Below are 22,056 nucleotides of genomic sequence, written 5' to 3'. Positions count from 1 at the left end.
TGTGCGCCGTCTCATGGCTGTTTGCGTGCGAGTCAAGCGTTACTGACGGTGCTACGTTTTGCTTCACGTTCCCCCTTCGTTCAATATGCCCATGAACCAATCTGTGGATTCGCCCCAGCTGCGGGCGGTGAGGTCAGTAATTGAAGCTGACAGCATCGCCGAGGCCGTCGAAAGCCGATACGCGGTAGGGCAGATTGATAGTTGCCTGTTTTTGCGTCGCGGGTTCAACGACGTCTACGAACTCCAGCTTGCAGATGGCGAGCGCAGAATCGCGAGGCTTGCAGCACTAAGGGCTCGCGGTGAAGGTAATGCGGACTTCGAGCTATCGTTGCTCGAACATCTGAAGGCAGAGGGGGTTGCAGTTGCCGCCGCGCACAGGACACGGGATGGTGCCCTGTCGACAGACGTGCCCGCGCCTGAGGGCGTTCGTTCACTCGCAGTCTTTGACTACCTTGACGGCAAGCATCTTGGCGATGACCTGGATGATGTCCGGCTGACTGGTGCCGAACTGGCGCGCATCCACGACGGGGCCAAGACGTATGCCGGTCCTGAAAGTCGCTATGTGCTTGACATCGCTCATCTACTGCTTCGACCGCTATCCCGCATAAAGGCACTCAGGCATCTGGACGATGAGGTAAAGGGAAAACTAACCGAGATAGCGACAGCGCTAGAGGACAGGTTCTCCACCACCGAAGCGTCGCTATCGCGCGTCATATGCCATGGGGACTGTCACGGCGGCAATACTATGATTCGCATTGGCGGCGATGGCAGCCGACGTGCGGCGTTCTTCGACTTCGATGACAGCGGGCCCGGTTATCTCGCCTACGACCTTTCGGTCTTCCTCTGGGGCAATCTGCTGGCCACGCATCGCGAAGAGCCCGACGAAAAATCACGTGCAAGGTGGCTAGCCTTCATTGACGGCTACAGGTCAATAGCACCTATACCGGAAGCAGACTACCGTGCAGTGGCGACTTTTATTCCGGTGCGAATGATGTGGTTGTTGGGCGAATACGCCGGCAACGCGGGCGCCGGCGCAGTGGGCGTCCAGAACCTCCCCAACGTGTGGTTCCAGGACATTGCCGCCCTGATGGAGAAGTGGCAGGGGTTGACCACGCCGGAGTGATGCACCTCTCTGAACGCACACTCGCTAAAGTGAGGTGCTTAAACGCCTTTGGCGTCAACGAGCACCGCCATCAGGAGCGCTTCTTCGGTGCCGCGATTCACCCAGGCATGGTTAGTACCACGCTGAATCACAACATCGAATGGCTTGAGGTCGTGTTCGGTCTTATCGAGGACCAGCGTAATCTGGCCGGACAACAGGATGATGTAATCGGTCGTCGAAGTCATATGCATCCCCGGGTCGCGACTCGTATCCGGTTGGCAATGGGACGCGCCAATGTTGCGGAACAGGTCGCTCCACGCTTTCAACCTTTCTTCTCGTGAGAGGTGTTCAGTCGAAGACTGCGGTGGAATCTGGAAGTAACGGAAAACGGTCCCGTTGGCCACCGGTTCCAGCGTCTTCGATTTTGCGCCAGCGTCGTCGATGGTCTTATGGTCGTGAGGTGCGGGACCGGTCGTCCAAAGCTCTGTCAACGTACCGATGATATTCGTTGCTATCTCATCCTTCAGCGCGTACGAGCGTCCTTCTGCGTCGTTATGGGTAACGATGCGGCGAACGGGAACTAACATGGGATGTCTCCTTTGAAATATGTCGCGGCCATCAGGGTCAGGACGGGCGCTTTTCGCGCATGGCGACAACGGCTGCGAGCACAACGGCGCCGTACACGATACTTCTTGCCGCTGAGGGCAATGTGGAACTCGAAAGCAATGTTGAGAGCGATGTCAGCATCAAGGCGCCGCCAAACATACCGGCGTAGTTTCCGCGCCCCCCGGTCATGAGCGTCCCACCAACGACCACAACAGCTATCGAGGTCAAGAGATATGGGTCTCCCATATCGTTGAATGCCTGTCCGGTGAATCCACTCAACATCACTCCAACGAGTGCACTGCAAAGCCCACTCAGGGCATACGTCGACACGAGGACACCCTTTACGGGAACCCCGGAGAATTCGGAAGCGACGGGATTGCTTCCCACTGCGAACAGGCGTCGACCATACACGGTCGAATGCAGCAGGATATACGCCGCAAACACGAATGCGATGAGCGCAAATATGACCGGTGTAACGCCGAGGAGCCGTCCTGTCATGAGCCATTGGACAGCAGGTGGCGCGAAGCCCGTAGGCGAGCCATTCGTATAAACGAGTGCGGCGCCTTGCAGGATGCCGTTCATGGCCAACGTCATGATGAGGGGCGAAATACGCAGGAACGCCACACCCATACCGTTCGCCACTCCAATCAACGCACCAAGGCATAGGACCAGCGGAATAGCCCAGATACCGGCAGCGTTAGCCCCATTCGCGAGCCCGGTCAAGACGACACCAGCCAGGGTAATCGTAAAGGGAACGGACAGGTCGAGGCCACCGCCAAGTACGACTGCGCCTTGGCCCAACGCGAGTACAGCGAGGAACGAAGACAGCACGAGCATCGACTGAAGGTACGCGCCGACACCAATGCCAGCATTTAGCGACAGGGTCAGCACGACGAGGAGCACCAGACCCGCGAAGGACGGGAGGCAGGTACGCAAGGTCTCCGCGCTGTAACGCAGGCGGTCTCGTAGGGACACGTCCGGCAGGGCTTCGCCCTTCGATTCGACGCACGCCGATTTGATTTTTGATGATGTTTTCTGTTTCGCGGTTGAACGCATAAGCCCGCGCAAGCTCAGTGAACGAAGAACGTTGCCTGCATCAGTCGAGCCGAGGACAGCGAGTATGAGGATGAAGCCTTCGACGATTGTGCTGTAGTAGGTCGATACGTTGAGCACAAGCAGCATGTTCGCAATCAGCGTGACCGAGAACGCACCAACGACCGTGCCAAGGCAGCCTCCGCGGCCACCGCCGAGCGGTGTCCCGCCCAGCACAACAGCGACGAAAACTGGCAACAGCATCCCTGCTCCAGCGAGCGGGTCACCACCTCCGGTTTGTGCCGAGAAGAAGACACCGGATGCACCATAGAAGCAGCCTGCAATGACATACACCCAGAACTTTACAGAACGTGTTGAAACCGCTTTGAGATAGGCAGCCGACTCATCGCTACCGACGGCATAGATTGCGGTCCCAAGTCGCATGTTCTTGAGTACCAGCCATGCAAGAAGCCCCATGGCAATAACAACAAGAGGCATAGGCACGCGACCACCGAAAGCGTCACCTGCGAGCGCGGCGGAGAAATCTTGCGGAACCGTTCCTCCCGGCTGTTTCATCACAAGCAGTGTGATGCCCTGGGCCATGAACATGGTCGCCAGCGTGACGACCACAGGCTGTAGTCTGATGTAGGCGATAAAGAAACCATTGACGGCACCCACCAGACCACACGCTGCGATAGCGATGCACGACCAGAGGACGTAAGACTCCATGGACACACCCACGTGTGTCACAAAAAGGCAGTTGCCAAGCGATATGGCTGCGCCTGCGGAAAGGTCGAGGCCGCCGCTGATGATGACGATGGTTTCGCCGATTGCGGCAAGCGCGAGACTCGCCGTACTCGACGCCGTCGAACTCAGGTCGCTATAGCCAAAAGGCTGCGCAAGGCTGAGTGCGAGTACAGCAAAAACAATCGCGAGAACAGCGATTGCAACCAGAAGACCGCGGTGCCGTCCCAGACGACCCGGCCGCAACCGGCGCCTGTGGCTTTGCCTTGCGAGGGTAGACATCATGTTTGCCCCTTCACGACTCGCTGGCCCACGGCCAGTTTGCTTCCGAGCATTGCTGTCGTAATCTCATGCTCCGAGGCAACCCGCCCGTCCATTTCAGCTACAACGCGCCCGGCGTACATGACCAGAATGCGGTCGCAAAGATTGACGGCCTCCGGAATCTCCGTGGAATGCAGCAGGATGGCTCCGCCGGATTCCAGGTAGCTACGCATCACTTGATAGATTTCGAATTTCGCGCCGACGTCCACGCCGCGCGTTGGGTCGAAGAGAAGCAATACCCGACTTTCAGCGAGTAACCACTTGGCAATGACAAACTTCTGCTGATTGCCACCACTAAAGGATGACGCCGGTTCAAAGAGGCCGCGCATATCCCCGTTCACGCGCTTGAGGGCGCGCGAAACAGCCAGTGTCTCGGCAACCCTTTCTACTCTTCCCCAACGCGAGAATTGCGAAATTGTGGGCAGCGAGATGTTTGTGCGGCCCGACAGGTTGAGAGCCAGTCCTTCGGTCTTACGTTCTTCCGGGACGAGGCTTAGGCCTATGTGCGCGTTAATCGCATCGCGAGGCGACTTCACGCTAACGGTCTTGCCGTCAACTTCTATTGTTCCAGTCGTGGCACGCGCGAGACCAAAGAGCGCCTTGAAGAGCTCGAGCTGCCCCATGCCTTGCAGGGCGACGATGCCCACGCATTCGCCCGGCCGGATTTCAAACGACACGTCGTGAAGCCGGTTGCCAGAACCCAGATTTTTGACCCCCAGGCGAGGTTGCATCGACGCGTCTGGAAGCGGGAGGCGCTCCGGGAACGCCGAGCCGAGTGTTCGCCCCATGATGAGGCGGAAGACTTCGTCATCGGCAATTTCATCGGACTTGAATGTCCCAATACACGTTCCGTTGCGTAGTATCGAAAGCTCTGCGCAGAACTCCCGGACCTCGGGCATGCGGTGGGTGATGAGCACAACGGTGATTCCCTTCAAACGGCAGTCCGCAATCCGTTTGCCGAGCCACACGACGTCCTGACTGGTGAGAGCGGACGTCGGCTCGTCAAGCAGAAGGACTTTCGGCTTACGCGATATGGCATACGCAATCTCCAGCTTTTGACGTACGCTCAGGTCCAGTTCCTTGACCAGTGAGTGAGGGTCGATGTCGCCGAGACCGAATTCCTGGAGAATCTCTAGCGCCAACCTGATGCACTCTCCTGTTCGTCTCAATCCGAAGCGGGTTGGCTCCGCCGGCATCAGCATGTTCTGCGCTACGCTGAGATGAGGAATCTGGGAGAGTTCCTGAAATGCGGTGGCAATTCCCGCAGATTGGGCGTCATCAGGCCGCAAGAAGGAAACCTGCTTTCCCATGACGTGAATCGTGCCTTCGTTTGGCCGCACGATACCGCTCAGCACCTTGATGAGCGTTGACTTTCCCGCGCCGTTTTCGCCGAGGATTGCATGCACGGCGCCCTGCTGTATCTGCAGGGATGCTCGATTGAGTGCGACGGTCGCCCCGAACCTCTTCGTGACACCGTCGATGGCGATTGCATACGTGCTGCTCATCTGAAGCTCCGTCCGGCTATCGGACCGCAGCGCCCGGCGCAACGACCGGGCGCCCCGGTCATCACTTCGGTTCTGGCTCGCCCTTAAGCGCCGCCGCAAGACCAATCTCCGGGGTGTCCGGGCTATAGATATTGGCGAACCAGCCCGGCGGGACGAGCGACGGGTCAAAAGTGTTGCAGCCATCCCGCATCTCGGCCCACGAACCGGTCTTGCACAGCTTCACGGTATCGGGCGTCACAACGGCAAGCGGCATCATCGTTATCCGGGATACGGACTGTCCCGCGAGCACCTTCAAAGCGAGCTTGAGCGCGAGGGCGCCTGCGGCCGGATGGCTTTCGATGGAGATGCCAGGTGCGCCAGCCGGCGCGTAGTCGCCTTTTCCGCTCGTCTGCGTACCTGCCTTGAGCATGGCGACGCGCATACCATTCGTCCCTTCGGACCCGCACGGGACAAGCTTGTCCGCCGGGACGCCGGCCTCTCGCTCCATCGACCAGGAGACGTAACACGCGGCACCACCCCACACGCCGTTGACGTCGGGCCATTTGCGCGTCGACATCGTCTCCGTCAGCGCTTTGCGCGCAACTGCAGCAGACCACATGCCGTTGGGCTCGCCGACAATCTTGATGTCGGGATACTTCTTGAACACAGCGTGCGCGGCCTCATTTCTTTCGGTATCGACGGTGGTGCCGGGCACCCCCGTAATGAAGATGAGGTTGCCCTTATGGTTCATCTTGTTGGCGACCCATTCCGCGCTGTCAGTCGCGAGCTTCTTCTGGTCGGTGAACACGTTGTATGCGCACGGTTCCGTGACCTTTGAATCGTACGCGACGACCACCACGTGCTTCGCACAGGCGTTGCGGATAGCGGGGTTAAGGGCGGTCGGAGAAATCGGATACACGATGATGGCGTTCGCTCCCGCTTGTACCATCGCATTGATTTGCTGAATCTGGCGCTGAACGTCGGTACCGGAAATCTGGGTTTTCAGGTCGACCTGGTCACTGTGCGCTTTGGCCATCGCGTTGACCATGTTCTGCGCTTCAGTCTGCCAGTCGTTCCCTGAATAACTCATGCTCAGGAAGACCTTGTACTTCCCGGCAGCGTGAGCGACCTGAGGGGCCGCCATTATGGCGGCCATCGCAAAAGCTGTAGCGGCGGCAACGACCGCCCGAGAGAATCGCATCTCTGTCTCCTGTCCTTTTTATCGAATCGCGCGCGCGAACCGGGAGCGTTTCCCATGCAAACGTCACACACTTCCCTCAGCACCGGAAAGTGACCTGATAGTAAGGAGAGGTCTGCGCGCGGGCGAGGTCTTTACAGGACACGAAAACGTGCGAAAAGGACATGCCCGTATCCGAAACGCCGTCGGTCCTTATGCGGCGGGCATTTTGAGGATAGTTAGTGCTTTCCCTATAGGGGAAACCGGCCTGGAGGGTCGGAAGAGACCGGGTCAGCGATAGTCGCTGGGGACTTTGCCCGTCCAGCGCTTGAACGCGCGCCGGAAGTTGGACGTCTCGCCGAATCCGACGAGATTTGCGATGTCATCAGTGCTGAGCTTGGTCATTCGCAGGTACTCCGTAGCGAGCGAGCACCGAACATCGTCTGAAATCTGCGCGAACGTTGTGCCTTCGGCTTCCAGATGGCGCCGCAACGTTCGCGGTGTCATGCTGAGCACGCTCGCCGCCTCCTCCATCGTCGGGAACTGGCCGGGCGTGCGCATCAGCAGTTGATAGATCTCGCCAGCGGTTCCGGTCGATGTCTTCGTTTGGCCAATAAGCCTGTCGCACGTCTCCTGAAGCAGCGTCGATGTCAGCCGATGGGCAAGCTGCGGGCGCTGGTCCAGAAGCGACGCAGGGTAATAGAGCTCGCACTCTTGCTGGTCGAAGTAGCACGGACACCCGAGATACTGTTCGTAGATGGCGGCGTGAGCCGGCGCCGGGAATGAAAAACAGGCTCTGGTGGCCACTGTTTCCCGGCCAGCGACATCTCGCAAGTGGGTAACGTGCTGCCCAAACTGCTGTTCGATGAGGAACTCCTTCAGTTCCCGCGAAGGGCCCGTGATGAAAGCGTCCGGAAACACCCAGACTGCCGCGTCGGCATCCTCGCGCCACTGGATAGTCAGCGTCGGCGTCGCCAGCTTGTGGTACTTCACGCCGAGATTGAAGAAGTCCCGCATCGTCTCGCTGCACATCAAGGCGTAGCCGTACATCCCGTACGCGGAAAGATGCATCCGCAATCCGACCTTGAATGGCGTTGCAGGGTCCCTGGAGAGGTTGACCGCATTACGGCAGACACCAAGGTACTGGCGCACCGAGGTGAGGCGGTCTGGATTGTGGATTTCATCGACGCCGAGGCCGCTTCCGCGAAGACATTCTTCTGCCGGAATCCCCTGTTCGCCCAGGACCTCCACCAGCATTTCAATTTTATAGGGAGCGTAAATGCGCTCGTTCAGCAACGGCAGTCTCGCTGACACATCGGTCCTCCGTGTCCCATTTGGATACAATGTTGTCCGATAACGACCTTACTGCGCAAGCCCCCTCTGCATAGTATCGACTCCAGAACTGCAGCTCGAGCCATCGTGGCTGCAGACACATATTGGAGACAGTCGTGCAGAGGAAATCGAAAGTGGCGGTCGTCGGCGCCGGCCTGATGGGTCACGGCATCGCTCAGGTATTTGCTGCGGCAGGTCACGATACGACCATAACCGACACAAGCCACGATGTACTGCAGGCAGCGCGCCACCACATCAGGAACAATCTCGACCAGATGGGAATCGAGCCGGGTCCCGTGCTCGAGAGAATCCGTTTGTGTCGCGACCTCGCCGAATCGGTTTCAGACGCCGACTTCGTCATTGAAGCGGCCCCGGAACGCGTTGCGCTGAAACAGAAGCTCTTTGCGGATATCGCCGAAGCTGCACCGGAGTCCGCGGTTCTGGCGAGCAATACGTCTGTTATCCCCATCACAGCAATTGGTGAGAACCTCGACGAGCAGGCACGCTGTCGTCTCGTGGGTACGCACTGGTGGAATCCCGCGCACCTCGTTCCGCTCGTTGAAGTCATCCGCACCCGCTTCACTTCCGGCGTCGTCTTTGAGGACACCTTGAATATTCTTGCCGCGGTCGGTAAGTGTCCGGTCAAGGTTCACAAGGACGTGCCAGGGTTCATCGGCAACCGGCTCCAACACGCCCTATGGCGTGAGGCCATCTCGCTTGTGCACCGCGGTGTGTGCGATGCAGAAACCATCGACACCGTCGTCAAGCTGAGCTTCGGCATGCGCCTGCCGGTGCTCGGGCCGATGGAGAACGCAGACCTCGTCGGGCTCGACCTTGCACGCAGCGTCCACGAAATCATTTTTCCCGACCTGGACTGCGCAAGAGAGCCGTCTCCCTTGCTGAATGAGCTTGTCAGCGCCGGGCATCTGGGAATGCGCACCGGAAAAGGATTGCGCAACTGGACTCCTGAGCAGGCCGACGAGGTCCGCAGAAGACTGGCGCTTCATCTCATTGCGGCCAACAACCGCTAGTTCGCCTCGAAGCGATACCCGGCCTGTTTCTGGACACTGCCTGCACAAAGACAAAGGCAACGGAGACAACATGTCCATCTCATCCAACGCTGACAAAGGCGCTTATACCCCGGCGCGTGGCGACGCTGTGGAGGAAGACCACGTCTATCGCAAGATTGCCCTGCGCGTGATGCCGCTCCTCTTCCTCGCGTATTTGCTCGCGTTTCTCGACCGAATCAACGTCGGCTACGCGCAATTGCAGATGAAGGCGGACCTTGGCTTCACTGATGCCGTGTACGGTCTCGGTGCGGGCATTTTCTTCCTGGCGTATCTCCTGTTTGAAATTCCGAGCAACATGCTTCTCGAACGGGTTGGTGCAAGACTCACGCTCTTACGCATCATGGTGCTTTGGGGCATAACGTCGGCAGCAATGATGTTCGTGAAGACCCCGACTCACTTCTATGTCGTGCGCGCGCTTCTCGGGCTGTTCGAGGGAGGCTTCTTTCCGGGCATCATCCTGTACCTCACTTATTGGTTCCCGCGAAGCCGGCGTGCTGCGGTTACCGGGCAGTTCATGTTTGCAGTCCCCGTTGCTGGCATCATCGGCGGTCCTATATCGGGCCTGGTAATGACCTCCATGAACGGTACGCTCGGGCTTGCTGGTTGGCAGTGGATGTTCGTTATCGAAGGACTGCCAACCATCCTGCTTGGTTTCATCTGCTATCTCATGCTGGCAGACCGACCATCGAAGGCGCGCTGGCTGGACGACGAAGAGAAAGCCATCGTCCAGCGCGTCCTCGATGCAGATGCAGACACGGCCGACAGTGCCGAACGCAATGTGTTGCTGGAACTCAGGAAGGCTGTATCCGACCCGCGTGTCTGGCTACTTGCCTTCGTGTACTTCTCAATCGCCTGCGGCAACTACGCCTTCACGTTCTGGTTGCCCACCATGATTAAGGGTCTTGGCGTCGACAACCTCGCCAAGGTCGGTCTTTACAGCGCACTGCCCTATGCGTTCGCCGGTGCGGGAGTTTTGCTCATCTCGCGCAGCTCCGACTACTTCAAGGAACGACGAATCCACGTGGGCGGATTCCTCGTGCTGTCCGCAGTGGCGTTCGCCCTGATGCCGCAGCTCCATTCGTCGCTCCCGGGGGCCTTGGCGCTCCTCTGCTTTGTCGCATTTTTCGAATTCGGCGCGAGCATCTCCTTCTGGTCCATTCCGCCGACCTATCTGAGCAAGGAAACGGTTGCAGTGGGTTTGGCGCTTGTGAGCTGCATTGGTGTCATCGGCGGTTTCGTCAGTCCGACGGTGCTCGGATTCATCAAGTCGCGAACTGGGAGCCTGACAAACGGCGTCTACTTCGTCTCGGCCATCATGACCGCCGGCGGCCTCGCCGTGATACTCGGACTGCCGAAGCGCGCCACACGTGTGTGAACCGGGCAAGCGCAAATTGCTCCGACGAGTAAGTTCAAGAGATGAACAAGGCGCTGGACGCAAATTGCGAGTGCCGCAAGGGGCGATGTACTCGAAGCCTTTCAGGGCAGCCCGCGCTCAGCCTGCCCTGATTATGGTGCGCGCAGCGCCTCCGCTACAGGGTGGGCGGGTTGAAAGACTCTCCCACCATCTCCTCGCTCTTTCGCCAAAGTGCCTCCGCGCGAACAGGGTCGAGAGCATACCGGCGAACACCTTCGCTCACGGGTGTAATCACGGCGTTGTCAGCCACAACGTCACTCACATGACAGTTTTCGCAATACCGCGCCCCAACTTCCTCCGGCGACGCCACTACGGCGGCCCAGACGGACGTGGCGGCACCTTGAGGCACGCTCTTGAATTCAAACGGAGGCTTGCCCTCGGATGCGAGCTGTCTGTTAATCGTCTCGACGAGCGCGGTGTGATGTTCTTCGCTCATGTGACGCCCCAGTTCAGTGCGGACTCCACCGGGATGCACGGCCGTAGCCCGGACGCCGCGGGCTCGATGCCGGCGGTCAAATTCGACTGCAAAGAGGATATTGGCTGTCTTGGACCGCCCATATGCTACGAACGGCTCATAGGGCGTACGCTCAAAGCCGGGGTCATCAAGGTCGACATCCGCGAACCGATGGCCTGAGGATGCGAGCATCACCACCCGGCCGCCATCCTGAAGCAGCGGCGCGAGCCGGTTAATGAAAACGAAGTGCCCAAGATGATTGGTGCCGAACTGCGTTTCGAAGCCGTCCGCGGTTTTTCCGGGCGGCGTGGCCATAACCCCTGCATTGGCGATGATGACGTCGAACGGCCGGCCATCAGCGAGCAGGGTGTTGGCACACGCTCGAACGCTACTGAGGTTTGCAAGGTCCAGTCCGGTAAGCTCCAGGCTGCCGCCAGCCGGTACTGCCTCCTGCCGTGCCTGTCTGGTTATTTCTTGTGCTTTCGCAAGGTCTCGCGCTGCGCCAACGATGTTCGCGCCATGCGCCGCGAGGGCGCGCGCAGTCTCCACACCAAGGCCGGCAGATACGCCCGTAACAAGAATCCGCTTTCCGCGAAGGTCAATCCCCGATAGCACGTCGTCGGTCGTTGATGCCGCTCCATAGCGTCTGGTCATTTCATATCTCCGTCACTGTAAGATTGCCACGACTACGGCCCTCCATCCGGAGGGCGGCTCCGTTTCGCATGATAATCGGAGGCCACCTCCGATTGCAACCAGCCTTTCGCCCATGACTGATTCGACGCCAACAGAAAAGAAGCCGAGAGCCGACGCGCTGCGCAACCGCGAGCGCATTCTCGAAGAGGCAAAAAAGGCATTCACGGACAAGGGGGCCGACATCAGCCTGGAGGAGGTTGCCCGCCAGGCCGGTGTTGGCCCAGGTACGCTTTATCGCCACTTCGCCACGCGCGCAGCTCTGCTGGAGGGCGTCTACCGTGCAGAAGTCGAGCGGCTCGCGGGAGAGGAGCGCCGGCTCTCTCGTGAGCTACCCGCGCTGGAGGCACTGAGAACGTGGATGCTGCTATTTGTCGACTACATTGCGGCCAAGAAAATCATTGCGCCCGCACTGAACACGATTGTCGGCGTGACATCGCCCGGGTTGTTCGAAGAATCTGGGAAGCAAATCAAGACTGCAATTCGCACACTGGTATCGCGCGCGGTAGCGAGCGGAGACCTCCGCGCAGACCTCGAACCACTCGACCTGCTGCGTGCGCTCGTGGGAGTGTCAAACGTCGCTTCTTCTCCAGACTGGCAGCAAAGCGCCAGACGACTAGTCGACATCCTGCTGCTTGGGTCGAAGCCAATCGATAGGTGATTCTGTTGTGTCGAGTTGATTGCCCCAGCGGCAGTTATGCGCCTCCGAAAACCTGTTTCGCCGCCAGATTCTTCATCGTTGCGGCGGCGACCTTACCCCGGCCAAGTACGCGATTTGTAATTGGTTAGCTTGCCGGTTTTCGGTACTTCAGAGGGGTAAGGCCGGCTCCAAATAAGTTAGCTTCGGAGCACTCACTGAATCAGCACCGGGCGGCACCATTTCGGGCGTCAAGCAGCATTGCCACTTTGCGGCTTCCCAGCCATTTTCCGTCTTGCTGAAGGCAGCCCATGCTTTACGAGGAACCTTGGTTCCTACTGAACTGGAAACCTTGATTTACCCCGACAGCCAGGACAGCACGCTCCTCGTTTGCGGCCCGACCGGCGCCGGCCAAACCACGCTGGCAAGGTACATGGTCGAAGCGGCGGTTGAGCGAGCCGCCGTCGAAATGGAGGCCAACGCCGGAACGATTCCGGCAATCTTTGTCGAAGCACCTGCCTCGGGCGAGAACGATTTCTCGTGGAGACTCTTCTATCGGCAGACTCTCGCTCAGCTTGGCGACGACCTCGACTCGCCGAAATCGGCTTATGGCATCGACCCGCAGTCTGGACGCATGGACCGGCTGCGGGGTGCAAGCGGCAACAGTCTCGCGGCGCTGCGAACAGCCGTCGAACGTACGCTGCGCGAGCGGAAAGTCCAGTTCCTCGTCATTGACGAGGCTGCTCACAGCATTCACCAAACGCGCGGCAGCTCCAAGCTGGAGATTCAGCTTGATACCCTGAAGTCACTCGTGAACCAGTGCGGCACGCAGATGGTGTTGGTCGGTTCATACGACCTCTACCGGCTCATGTCGCTGTCTGGTCAGCTCGCGAGGCGCTCTCACGTCCTGCACTTCAAACGCTACCGACAGGACCGGCCCGAGGACGTTCGGGCGTTCATTGCCTGCCTCCAGTCATTCGAAAAGATGCTGCCCGCGCTGTGGGGCGGCGAGTTGGCGCGTTACGCGGAGGCGCTCCATGAAAACACGCTGGGTTGTATCGGCACGTTGAGCAGCGTGCTTGTTCGAGCAGCCAGACTGGCCGAAGCCGACGACCGCTGGTCCGCAGAGGCGCTCCGGTGAGCGTTGCTCACGGAGGCGCAGCGGGACGGGATACTTACCGAAATCCTCGATGGCGAGGAAGCCATCAATGCCCAAGGCATCGGCTGGCAGAAGGAGCGCAGCATGAGCTACGCAATTTCGAATCCGCGCTCGACGCTGCACGCTCTCGCTCCCATCGGCGTCGGCACCCCCGAGGTCGAGAGCTTGCTCGGTTACTTCTGCCGGCTGGCCGTATCGCACAGCGTGTCGGTCGCGGCGCTGTGTCGGCAAGTGACCAAGGCAGTCGGCTGGGAACTCCCCGAGAAATATACTTGGCACGTTGGAAACATCGACAGCATTGGCGATTCAGCAAACAACTGGTCGGCTGCGCTGTCTGCTTTGACCGGTGTCGAGCAACTCGACAAGCTCACGCTCTTGCCGTGGCGTGACGTTGTTTGCCCGACGAGTGGGTCTATGCAAGGCCACGGCCCATCACTGGTTGAAGGAGGGAGGCGCTCGGCGCGAGCTAGGCGACGCGGCCCCCCGCCACAACAAAAAAGCCGGCCCTTAGGCCGGCATTTTTGCGTCCGTTCGCCTCTGCGCGATGCGAACAAAGCTCTTCACGCTACCACCGATTCCCGATAAAGCAAAATGCGTCCCATCGGGAAATAAAGCATAACGTGTCACGATGGCCACTTTATGCTTAACGGCACAACATGTTGAAGTTCGAGGGAACGGGGAATGGTGGGCCGGGTGGGATTCGAACCCACGGTGTCCTTTCGGAGGCGGATTATGAGTCCGCTGCCTGCAACCAGCACGGCGTCCGGCCCAATAAAAAGACCCGGTCTTTGGGAAGGCCGGGCCTCGTTTACAGTCGCGACATGTTACACGAAACCGCTGCACTCAGGGCCATGACGCAGCCCTCGAAACCGCGGCAACGGTACTACGTCAATTGCCTTCCAGGAACGACTTGAGCTTGTCCGAACGGCTCGGATGACGCAGCTTGCGCAGTGCCTTCGCCTCGATCTGGCGGATCCGTTCACGCGTCACGTCGAACTGCTTGCCGACCTCTTCGAGCGTGTGGTCGGTGCTCATCTCGATACCGAAGCGCATACGCAGCACCTTCGCTTCGCGCGGCGTCAGCGAATCGAGCACATCCTTCACCACGTCGCGCATGCTCGCGTGCAGCGCGGCGTCTGCCGGTGCGACGGTGTTCGTATCTTCGATGAAGTCGCCCAGATGGGAATCGTCGTCGTCACCGATCGGCGTTTCCATCGAGATCGGCTCCTTCGCGATCTTCATGATCTTGCGGATCTTGTCTTCCGGCATCTCCATCTTCTCGGCAAGCGTTGCCGGATCCGGCTCGAGACCGGTTTCCTGCAGAATCTGCCGCGAGATGCGGTTCATCTTGTTGATCGTTTCGATCATGTGAACCGGAATACGGATCGTGCGCGCCTGGTCCGCGATCGAACGCGTAATGGCCTGGCGGATCCACCACGTCGCGTACGTCGAGAACTTGTAGCCGCGGCGATATTCGAACTTGTCCACCGCCTTCATCAGGCCGATGTTGCCTTCCTGGATGAGGTCGAGGAACTGCAGACCACGGTTCGTGTACTTCTTCGCAATCGAGATCACGAGACGCAGGTTCGCCTCGGTCATTTCACGCTTGGCCTGACGTGCCTTCAACTCGCCCGCCGCCATCTGGCGGTTGGTTTCCTTCAGGTCCTTGAGCGGCAGCACCACGCGCGCCTGGAGGTCCAGCAGCCGTTGTTGCTGTTCGCGGATCGCCGGAATGTTGCGCGACAGGATGGCGCTGTACGAATGGCTCTCGCCCACGATCTTGTCGGCCCATTCGAGATCGGTTTCACTGCCCGGGAAGCGGGCGATGAATTCCGAGCGCGGCATGCCGCACTTGTCGACCACGATGTGCAGAATCTGGCGTTCCACCTGGCGCACTTCATCCACCTGCGCACGCAGCGTATCGCACAGACGCTCCACGGTACGCGCCGTGAAGCGGATCGACATCAGTTCGTTCTGGATCGTTTCCTGCGCCTTGAGGTACGACTTCGACTTGTAGCCTTCCTTCTCGAACGCGCGACGCATCTTGTCGAACCATTCGCTGATCAGCGCGAACTTTTCGAGCGAGGTGCGCTTGAGGGCTTCGAGCTGCGCCGCGTTGGCCGTGGCCTGCGCGGTGCCGTCGTCGTCTTCCTCTTCTTCCTCTTCCTCTTCTTCCTCTTCCTCTTCGGCGTTTTCGATCTCCTCCGCTTCCTGAGCCGAGAAGCCGTCGGTATCTTCCGCGTTCGGATCGATCAGGCCGTCGACGAGTTCGTCGACGCGAATCTCGTCGTTCGCCACGCGCTCGGCCATGGCGAGAATGTCGGCGATCGTCGTGGGGCACGCCGAGATGGCCATCACCATGTGCTTCAGGCCGTCTTCGATGCGCTTCGCGATTTCGATTTCGCCTTCACGCGTGAGCAGCTCGACGGTACCCATTTCGCGCATGTACATGCGCACGGGGTCGGTCGTGCGGCCGAATTCGGAGTCGACGGTGGAGAGTGCGACTTCCGCTTCCTCTTCCACTTCGTCGTCCGACGACGCGGCCGGCGCGTTGTCGTTGAGCAGCAACGTTTCCGCGTCGGGCGCCTGCTCGTACACTGCCACGCCCATGTCGTTGAACGTGCTGATGATGCCTTCGATCGCCTCGGTTTCCGTGAAGTTGTCCGGCAGGTGATCGTTGATTTCGGCGTAGGTCAGGAAGCCGCGTTCCTTGCCGAGCTTGATCAGCGCACGCAGCTTGGAGCGGCGCTCCTCGAGCTCCTCGACGGTGCCGGGCTGCGTCGACGCGAACGCGTCCTTCAGCAGCGCCTTTTCCTTTGCGCGGCGGTCGCGGGCACGCGCCTTCTCACCCTTGGCGGGCGTGGGCGCCGTTTCTTCGCTCTGGGTTGCGTCGTCATCGACGGATACTTCGTTCAGCTTTTTCGTCATGGAGTTCGCCGTACCGGCTGTAGTCTCGACTCGCGGCTGCTGGACAACAGCCTCTTGAACCGTGGATACTTGAGTCTCGCGCTCTGCCGCATCGTCCGCGACGGCAGGCACTTCCCTTGCGCTTCTCTCACCGGACCGCTTCGTGGCCGGTTGGGTCGAAGCTTTAGCTGCACGCGCTGGTGCAGCTCGCGCGGCCGAAGCCGCCGGGGCCCGTTTTCTGGCAACAGGGGCGGTGCCGGCATCAGACGCTTTTGCTGCGGAACGAGAGGATCTGGCCTGATTGACCGTCGTGGTCGGCTCTTCGGAGCCCTTGCCTGTCGCTCTTTTTCCGCCCGTAGTCTTTGCCATTGCGAGTCCGTCCCTTGCTGGATTACTGGATGCCTGGAAAAACAGCCGCTGGAAACCTTTTATTATAGCACGCGGGCTTACCCCCTCCCCGCGCGGCCTCCGATCGGTTACAGCCCGAGCTGCCGCTTCATTTCGGCGCGCTTCTGGTTCAGATCCGTCAGCTCCGCCAATTCCTCGGGCGTGTGTTTCGATTGACGCGACAGCGCATCCAGGCGGTCGCACCACGCGTCGTAACGCATCTTGAGAATCGCCGCCTTCAGCTCCTCAGCGGCCAGTCGCTCCTGCTCGCGCCGTTCCTCGATCACGGCGGAATCCTCGGCATCCTTCAGCAACAAATCCCGAACGTTTTCATCATAGTTCAGAATTTCGCGAAAGATTTCCTCGAAGGTTGCCGCGTTTGCGCCGTTTCTCAGCAGGTCGGAGAGCAGCTGAAATGCTGCCGCGTCCCCCAGTGCGCGCGCGTGCGTGGCGACCTCCTCGAACAGTTCGCCATTGCGCGTCAGCGCGAGCAACGCTCGTTCGGCCTCTTCATCCAGCTCCAACACGATCCTCGGATGCATGACGAGATTGCGCAGCGCGCGCTGCTCGATTCCCGTTACCGCGCGCCGGTCCTTGCGCGGCGGCGCGGTACGCGCGGCGGCGGCAATGCGGGCATCCACCTCGCAGAGGGCCGCCACCTCTTCGAACGGCACGTCCAGCCGGTCCGCCAGCATGTGCATGATCTGCGAACGCAGCGCATTGGCCGGCAGAGCCTGCAACAACGGCTTGGCATCGAAGAGCGCGCGTGCCCTGCCTTCCGGCTGGTCCAGTTCCTTGCCTACCAGTACTTCGTTCAACAGAAACTGTGACAGCGGCATGGCACGCTCGACCTGTTCGGCAAACGCCTCCGTGCCGAATTCACGGACGTAGCTGTCCGGGTCGTGCTCCGTCGGCAGGAACAGGAACCGGATGGTGCGGTTGTCCGCCGCGTGCGGCAGGCAGGCGTCCAGCGCGCGACGCGCCGCCCGTCGCCCCGCCGAGTCGCCGTCGAAGCTGAAAATTACCGTGTCGGTTTGACGCAGCAGCTTCTGCACGTGAATCGGCGTACAGGCCGTGCCGAGCGTGGCCACAGCGTTCTGGAATCCAAGCTGCGCTAGTGCGACCACGTCCATGTAGCCTTCGACCACGAGCACATAGTGTTGTTCGCGTATCGCGAGCCGGGCTTCGAAGAGCCCATACAGCTCGCTGCCCTTGTTAAATAGCGGCGTTTCGGGCGAATTCAAATACTTCGGCTCGCCTCCGTCCAATACGCGCCCACCGAAGCCGATCACCTGGCCCTTCACATTGCGGATGGGGAACATGATCCGTTCCCGAAAGCGATCGTAGCGGCGCGCCTGGCCCTGCGCGTCCTGCTTCTCGCTAACGATCACAAGGCCCGCTTCCACCAGCGCGTCGTCCCGATAATTGGGGAACGCGGCCTCCAGGTTCTGCCAGCCGTCCGGCGCGTAACCAAGTCCGAAACGCGCCGCAACTTCGCCTGTCAGCCCGCGCTTTTTCAAGTACTGAATCGCGTTGGGCGCACCGCGCAGTTGCTTGCGGTAAAAATCGCACGCTGTCTGCATGACGTCGGATAGCGCTGTGGTGACCGCCCTGGAGGCAGCCGGCCCGTAGTCGTATCCGCCGCCCTGCCCGCCATACGAACCGCTGTTGCCGCGCCCGGGTGCCGGCTCGTTCGGAACGGTCAGCCCCACTGACTGCGCCAGTTCGTTTACTGCTTCTGGAAACGTGAGCCCGGCATGCTCCATGAGAAAGCCGATCGCCGTGCCGTGCGCCCCGCAACCGAAGCAGTGATAGAACTGCTTGGTAGGACTAACGGTGAACGAAGGGCTCTTTTCGTTGTGAAACGGGCAGAGCCCCATGAAATTCGCGCCGCCCTTCTTCAATTGCACGTAGCGTCCAACCACGTCGACAATATCGACGCGGTTCAGCAGATCCTGCAGGAACGAATGCGGAATCATCGAATGGCGCGGCCAGAAACGTGCGGGACGGTACGGAATTGCATGGCGGCACAGCCGGACTCACGGTGCCGCCTTGGCGGCACGGCGCCGGCCAGCGACGGCGTTTTACTTCGAGAGCGCAGCCTTGACCTGCGCCGACACGGCGGTCATGTCGGCCCGGCCCGCCAGCTTCGGCTTGAGCACGCCCATCACCTTGCCCATGTCCTGCGGGCCTGCGGCGCCCGTCTGCGCAACGGCGGCCGCAACTTCAGCGGCGATCTGCTCAGCCGAAAGCTGCTCAGGCATATAGGCCGACAGCACCGCAAGCTCCGCGCTCTCCTTGCTGACCAGATCGGTGCGGCCGGCGGCCTCGAACTGGCTGATCGAATCCTTGCGCTGCTTGATCATCTTGTCGATGACGACCGTGATGCCGGCGTCGTCGAGCGTCACGCGATCGTCGACCTCACGCTGCTTGATTGCCGCGAGCAACAGACGAATCGTGCCGAGCCGCTCGGTTTCGCGCGCGCGCATGGCGGCCTTCATGTCGTCGTTGATCTGGTCTCTTAGACTCATCACTCACCTGCATTCGTTGGATTGCTAAAACGCCCGGGAAGCTCGCCGACCGGCTCGAACCGTGCAAGACGAAGTCTTGCCGCGCCGCCTGCATTGCACAACAGCCGACGGCGCATTAATGCAAAAACCCGCTTGGAACATTTTCCAAGCGGGTTGGCGCAGATTCTTTGGTTGCGGCCTCACCAGGATGGCCTCGCGGTACAGGCTCTTGCCTCCTGCACCGCTTCGCGGCAGCGGACCTCGCCGCCACCTTCCGCCGCACTGACCGGGGACCCTGGGGTCCGAGGCGGCGCAGCGGCGCCGGAATCAGTAGAACTTCTTCGGCAGCATCTGGCTGCGCAGGCGCTTGAAGTGGCGCTTCACCGCGGCAGCCTTCTTGCGCTTGCGCTCCGCCGTCGGCTTTTCGTAAAACTCGCGTGCACGAAGTTCGGTCAACAGGCCGTTCTTCTCGATCGTGCGTTTGAAGCGGCGCATCGCTACTTCAAACGGCTCGTTTTCTTTAACGCGGATCGTCGTCATTTTCCAATAACGGGAAAGGGGCAAAGAACGGAGAGTATAGCAGAGCGTTTTGCACAAAGACAGCCAGCCGTCAAGCCGATTCTGCGTATCCGGCGGCGGCTTTTCCGGCGGCCACGCCCGACGCCCACGCCCACTGAAAGTTGTAGCCGCCGAGCCATCCCGTCACGTCGACGGCCTCGCCGACGAAGAACAGCCCCGGCACCCGCTCGCTCATGAGCGTCGACGACGACAGCTCGCGCGTATCCACGCCCCCGCGCGTCACTTCGGCCTTTCGATAGCCCTCCGTGCCGCTCGGGGTGAGCGTCCAGCGCGAAAGTGTCTCGCCAATGCGGCGCAGCGCGCGATCCGGGAGGTCGGCAAGGCGCGCCTCGGGCGCGATTTGATGCGTTTGCAGCCAGACGTGCGCGAGCCGGCTGGGCAGCCACTCGGAGAGCAGATTACCGATTTGCCGCTTCGTGGCGCCTTTCGCCTCGATCAGCGCTGCCGCAACGTCCCGCTCCGGCAGCAGATTGACGTGGATCGGCTCACCCGGCTGCCAGTAGCTCGAAATCTGCAGCACGCCGGGACCAGAAAGGCCGCGGTGGGTGAGCAGCAGATCTTCCACGAATTCGCCCCCGGTCTTGCGGTTGCCGGTAGCGAGATGAACCTCGAGCGAAACGCCCGAGAGCGCCGAAAACGGCGCCCAGTCCTGGGCGGCAAACGTCAGCGGCACGAGCGCGGGACGTGTATCCACGAGCTTGTGGCCGAACTGCTTTGCGAGACGATACGCGAAGTCCGTTGCGCCGATCTTCGGAATGGACAGTCCGCCTGTCGCAATCACGAGCGCGCGTGCGCGAATCTGCCCCGCCTTCGTGCCCAGCGTGAAGCCGCCTGGCTGCGCGTACTCGACATGTTCCACCGCGAGCGGTCGCCGCCACGCGATCCGGCCTGCGTCGCACTCGGCGCGCAGCACGTCGATCACGGCCTCGCTCGACTGATTGCAGAAAAGCTGCCCTTTGTGCTTCTCATGCCACGTTACGCCGTGGCGCTTGAGGAGTGCCATGAAGTCGCGCGGCGTATAGCGCGCCAGCGCGGAGCGGCAAAAATGCGGGTTGGCGGACAGGTAATTGGCCGGTCCTGCATACAGATTCGTGAAGTTGCAGCGACCGCCGCCCGATATGCGGATTTTTTCGGCAAGGTTCGGCGAGTGGTCGATCAGCACCACGCGCCGGCCCAGTTGCCCGGCCACAGAGGCGCACATCATGCCGGCCGCACCCGCGCCGATCACCGCAATATCGAAAGATTCCATGGCGCGCATTGTACCTGCGGCCCGTGGCCGTTCCTGGGCACTGCTATACTTTCAGGCTCGCCTCCAACTTCTGCGGACGCGCTGCTCCACCGCCCGGTTAGCACCTGGCCACCGCACGCGCCGCATCGAATCATGCTTGTTCTCGGCATCGAAAGCTCCTGCGACGAAACCGGTCTTGCGCTCTACGACACCGAGCGCGGCCTGCTCGCGCATGCGCTGCATTCGCAGATCGCCATGCACCGGGAGTACGGCGGCGTGGTGCCGGAACTCGCCTCGCGCGACCATATCCGGCGCGCGCTGCCGCTGCTGGAAGACGTGCTGGAACGTTCGGGCGCCACGCGAGGCGACATCGACGCCATCGCTTATACGCAAGGCCCCGGCCTCGCCGGTGCGCTGCTCGTGGGCGCCAGCATCGCAAACGCGCTTGCCATGGCCTGGGACAAGCCGACCATCGGCATCCATCACCTCGAAGGGCATCTGCTTTCGCCGCTGCTCGTCGATGCACCGCCGCCGTTCCCGTTCGTCGCGCTGCTCGTGTCGGGCGGTCACACTCAGCTCATGCGCGTAACCGACGTCGGTGTCTACGAGACCCTCGGCGAAACGCTCGACGACGCCGCCGGCGAAGCCTTCGACAAGACCGCGAAGCTGCTCGGCCTTGGCTACCCGGGCGGCCCGGAAGTCTCGCGGCTCGCTGAATTCGGCACGCCGGGCGCCGTCGACCTGCCGCGCCCCATGCTGCATTCAGGCGATCTGGACTTCAGCTTCAGCGGTTTGAAGACCGCTGTGCTCACGCAGGTGAAGCGGCTGGGCGGAAACGTCTGCGAACAGGCCAAGGCCGATATCGCACGCGGTTTCGTCGACGCCGCGGTGGACGTGTTGGCGGCAAAGTCGCTGGCGGCCCTCAAGCGGACGAAGCTCAAGCGACTCGTGGTGGCAGGCGGAGTGGGGGCGAACCGGCAGTTGCGCGAAGCGCTTTCGGCCGCGGCGGCGAAACGTGGGTTCCACGTCCACTACCCCGACCTCGCGCTCTGCACCGACAACGGCGCGATGATCGCGCTTGCCGGCGCGCTGCGACTTCAGCGCTGGCCGGCGCAGGCCGTGAAGAACTACGCGTTCACGGTGAAGCCGCGCTGGGATCTTTCGTCGCTCGCGCAGCAGTAAGGGCGGGACATCAGGCGAGGCGGCGAACAAAAAGCGGTACG

General features: G+C 60.8%; 18 protein-coding genes, 1 tRNA gene and 1 pseudogene. 8 read left to right on the top strand and 12 right to left on the bottom strand.

From position 1 onward, the window contains the following. Positions 1-91: 91 nt before the first annotated feature. Positions 92-1,123: a phosphotransferase gene (locus P2869_RS18625; RefSeq protein WP_277599126.1), complete on the top strand. Its 1,032-nt coding sequence runs from the start codon at positions 92-94 to the stop codon at positions 1,121-1,123. 38 nt (positions 1,124-1,161) lie between these two features. On the opposite strand, the gene P2869_RS18620 is transcribed toward P2869_RS18625, so the two are convergent. From P2869_RS18620 to P2869_RS18600, 5 genes are all read right to left on the bottom strand, one after another. Then, on the bottom strand, positions 1,162-1,689 hold the full coding sequence (locus P2869_RS18620) for a cupin domain-containing protein (protein WP_277599125.1): 528 nt from the start codon (positions 1,687-1,689) through the stop codon (positions 1,162-1,164). Positions 1,690-1,726: 37 nt separating this feature from the next. After that, positions 1,727-3,769: an ABC transporter permease gene (locus P2869_RS18615; RefSeq protein ID WP_277599124.1), complete on the bottom strand. Its 2,043-nt coding sequence runs from the start codon at positions 3,767-3,769 to the stop codon at positions 1,727-1,729. After that, a complete protein-coding gene (locus P2869_RS18610; protein ID WP_277599123.1) occupies positions 3,766-5,310 on the bottom strand; it encodes a sugar ABC transporter ATP-binding protein in 1,545 nt (514 codons plus the stop codon). The genes P2869_RS18615 and P2869_RS18610 overlap by 4 nt, the downstream gene beginning before the upstream one ends. Before the next feature lie 61 nt (positions 5,311-5,371). Then, complete coding sequence (locus tag P2869_RS18605; protein ID WP_277599122.1) at positions 5,372-6,490, bottom strand: sugar ABC transporter substrate-binding protein; 1,119 nt, start codon at positions 6,488-6,490, stop codon at positions 5,372-5,374. 267 nt (positions 6,491-6,757) lie between these two features. Further along, on the bottom strand, positions 6,758-7,780 hold the full coding sequence (locus P2869_RS18600) for an AraC family transcriptional regulator (RefSeq protein WP_277599121.1): 1,023 nt from the start codon (positions 7,778-7,780) through the stop codon (positions 6,758-6,760). Positions 7,781-7,896: 116 nt separating this feature from the next. Between P2869_RS18600 and P2869_RS31125 the strand changes: the two are divergent. From P2869_RS31125 to P2869_RS18590, 3 genes and pseudogenes are all read left to right on the top strand, one after another. After that, positions 7,897-8,445, top strand: a pseudogene (locus P2869_RS31125) (3-hydroxyacyl-CoA dehydrogenase NAD-binding domain-containing protein); the annotation flags it as partial. Positions 8,446-8,457: 12 nt separating this feature from the next. Beyond that, entirely contained in the window at positions 8,458-8,829 is a 372-nt protein-coding gene (locus tag P2869_RS31120) for a 3-hydroxyacyl-CoA dehydrogenase family protein (RefSeq protein ID WP_346833764.1), read from the top strand. Positions 8,830-8,899: 70 nt separating this feature from the next. Next, complete coding sequence (locus P2869_RS18590) at positions 8,900-10,243, top strand: MFS transporter (protein ID WP_277599119.1); 1,344 nt, start codon at positions 8,900-8,902, stop codon at positions 10,241-10,243. Between the two features lie 154 nt (positions 10,244-10,397). On the opposite strand, the gene P2869_RS18585 is transcribed toward P2869_RS18590, so the two are convergent. After that, complete coding sequence (locus tag P2869_RS18585) at positions 10,398-11,390, bottom strand: SDR family NAD(P)-dependent oxidoreductase (RefSeq protein WP_277599118.1); 993 nt, start codon at positions 11,388-11,390, stop codon at positions 10,398-10,400. Between the two features lie 112 nt (positions 11,391-11,502). Between P2869_RS18585 and P2869_RS18580 the strand changes: the two genes are divergently transcribed. The 3 genes from P2869_RS18580 to P2869_RS18570 all read left to right on the top strand — a co-directional run bounded on the left by P2869_RS18580 (position 11,503) and on the right by P2869_RS18570 (position 13,807). Next, positions 11,503-12,087, top strand: a complete 585-nt coding sequence (locus tag P2869_RS18580) for a TetR/AcrR family transcriptional regulator (RefSeq protein WP_277599117.1) — start codon at positions 11,503-11,505, stop codon at positions 12,085-12,087. 304 nt (positions 12,088-12,391) lie between these two features. Further along, positions 12,392-13,204, top strand: a complete 813-nt coding sequence (locus tag P2869_RS18575) for an ATP-binding protein (protein WP_277599116.1) — start codon at positions 12,392-12,394, stop codon at positions 13,202-13,204. A 102-nt stretch (positions 13,205-13,306) separates the two neighbouring features. Next, a complete protein-coding gene (locus P2869_RS18570; RefSeq protein WP_277599115.1) occupies positions 13,307-13,807 on the top strand; it encodes a TniQ family protein in 501 nt (166 codons plus the stop codon). A gap of 97 nt (positions 13,808-13,904) precedes the next feature. Here the strand turns inward: P2869_RS18570 and P2869_RS18565 are convergent. From P2869_RS18565 to P2869_RS18540, 6 genes are all read right to left on the bottom strand, one after another. Continuing rightward, positions 13,905-13,992: transfer RNA gene (locus tag P2869_RS18565), tRNA-Ile, on the bottom strand. 118 nt (positions 13,993-14,110) lie between these two features. Beyond that, positions 14,111-16,498: an RNA polymerase sigma factor RpoD gene (gene rpoD / locus P2869_RS18560; RefSeq protein WP_176049109.1), complete on the bottom strand. Its 2,388-nt coding sequence runs from the start codon at positions 16,496-16,498 to the stop codon at positions 14,111-14,113. A gap of 107 nt (positions 16,499-16,605) precedes the next feature. Further along, positions 16,606-18,495, bottom strand: coding sequence for a DNA primase (dnaG, locus tag P2869_RS18555; RefSeq protein ID WP_126879258.1), 1,890 nt, complete (start codon positions 18,493-18,495; stop codon positions 16,606-16,608). Positions 18,496-18,600: 105 nt separating this feature from the next. Then, positions 18,601-19,047 carry a GatB/YqeY domain-containing protein gene (locus P2869_RS18550; RefSeq protein WP_277599114.1) on the bottom strand — a complete coding sequence of 149 codons (447 nt, stop codon included), beginning with the start codon at positions 19,045-19,047 and terminating at the stop codon, positions 18,601-18,603. Between the two features lie 306 nt (positions 19,048-19,353). Then, complete coding sequence (rpsU, locus tag P2869_RS18545) at positions 19,354-19,566, bottom strand: 30S ribosomal protein S21 (RefSeq protein ID WP_026121147.1); 213 nt, start codon at positions 19,564-19,566, stop codon at positions 19,354-19,356. A gap of 70 nt (positions 19,567-19,636) precedes the next feature. Further along, the gene (locus P2869_RS18540) at positions 19,637-20,863 is read right to left on the bottom strand and encodes an NAD(P)/FAD-dependent oxidoreductase (RefSeq protein ID WP_277599113.1); all 1,227 of its coding nucleotides are present in this window, start codon (positions 20,861-20,863) and stop codon (positions 19,637-19,639) included. A 123-nt stretch (positions 20,864-20,986) separates the two neighbouring features. Between P2869_RS18540 and tsaD the strand changes: the two genes are divergently transcribed. Then, complete coding sequence (gene tsaD / locus P2869_RS18535) at positions 20,987-22,015, top strand: tRNA (adenosine(37)-N6)-threonylcarbamoyltransferase complex transferase subunit TsaD (RefSeq protein WP_017773308.1); 1,029 nt, start codon at positions 20,987-20,989, stop codon at positions 22,013-22,015. Positions 22,016-22,056 lie beyond the last annotated feature (41 nt).

Source organism: Paraburkholderia sp. SUR17 (genome assembly GCF_029536165.1).
Taxonomy (GTDB): Bacteria; Pseudomonadota; Gammaproteobacteria; order Burkholderiales; family Burkholderiaceae; genus Paraburkholderia; species Paraburkholderia kururiensis.
This window is presented reverse-complemented; position numbering and strand designations above follow the sequence as displayed.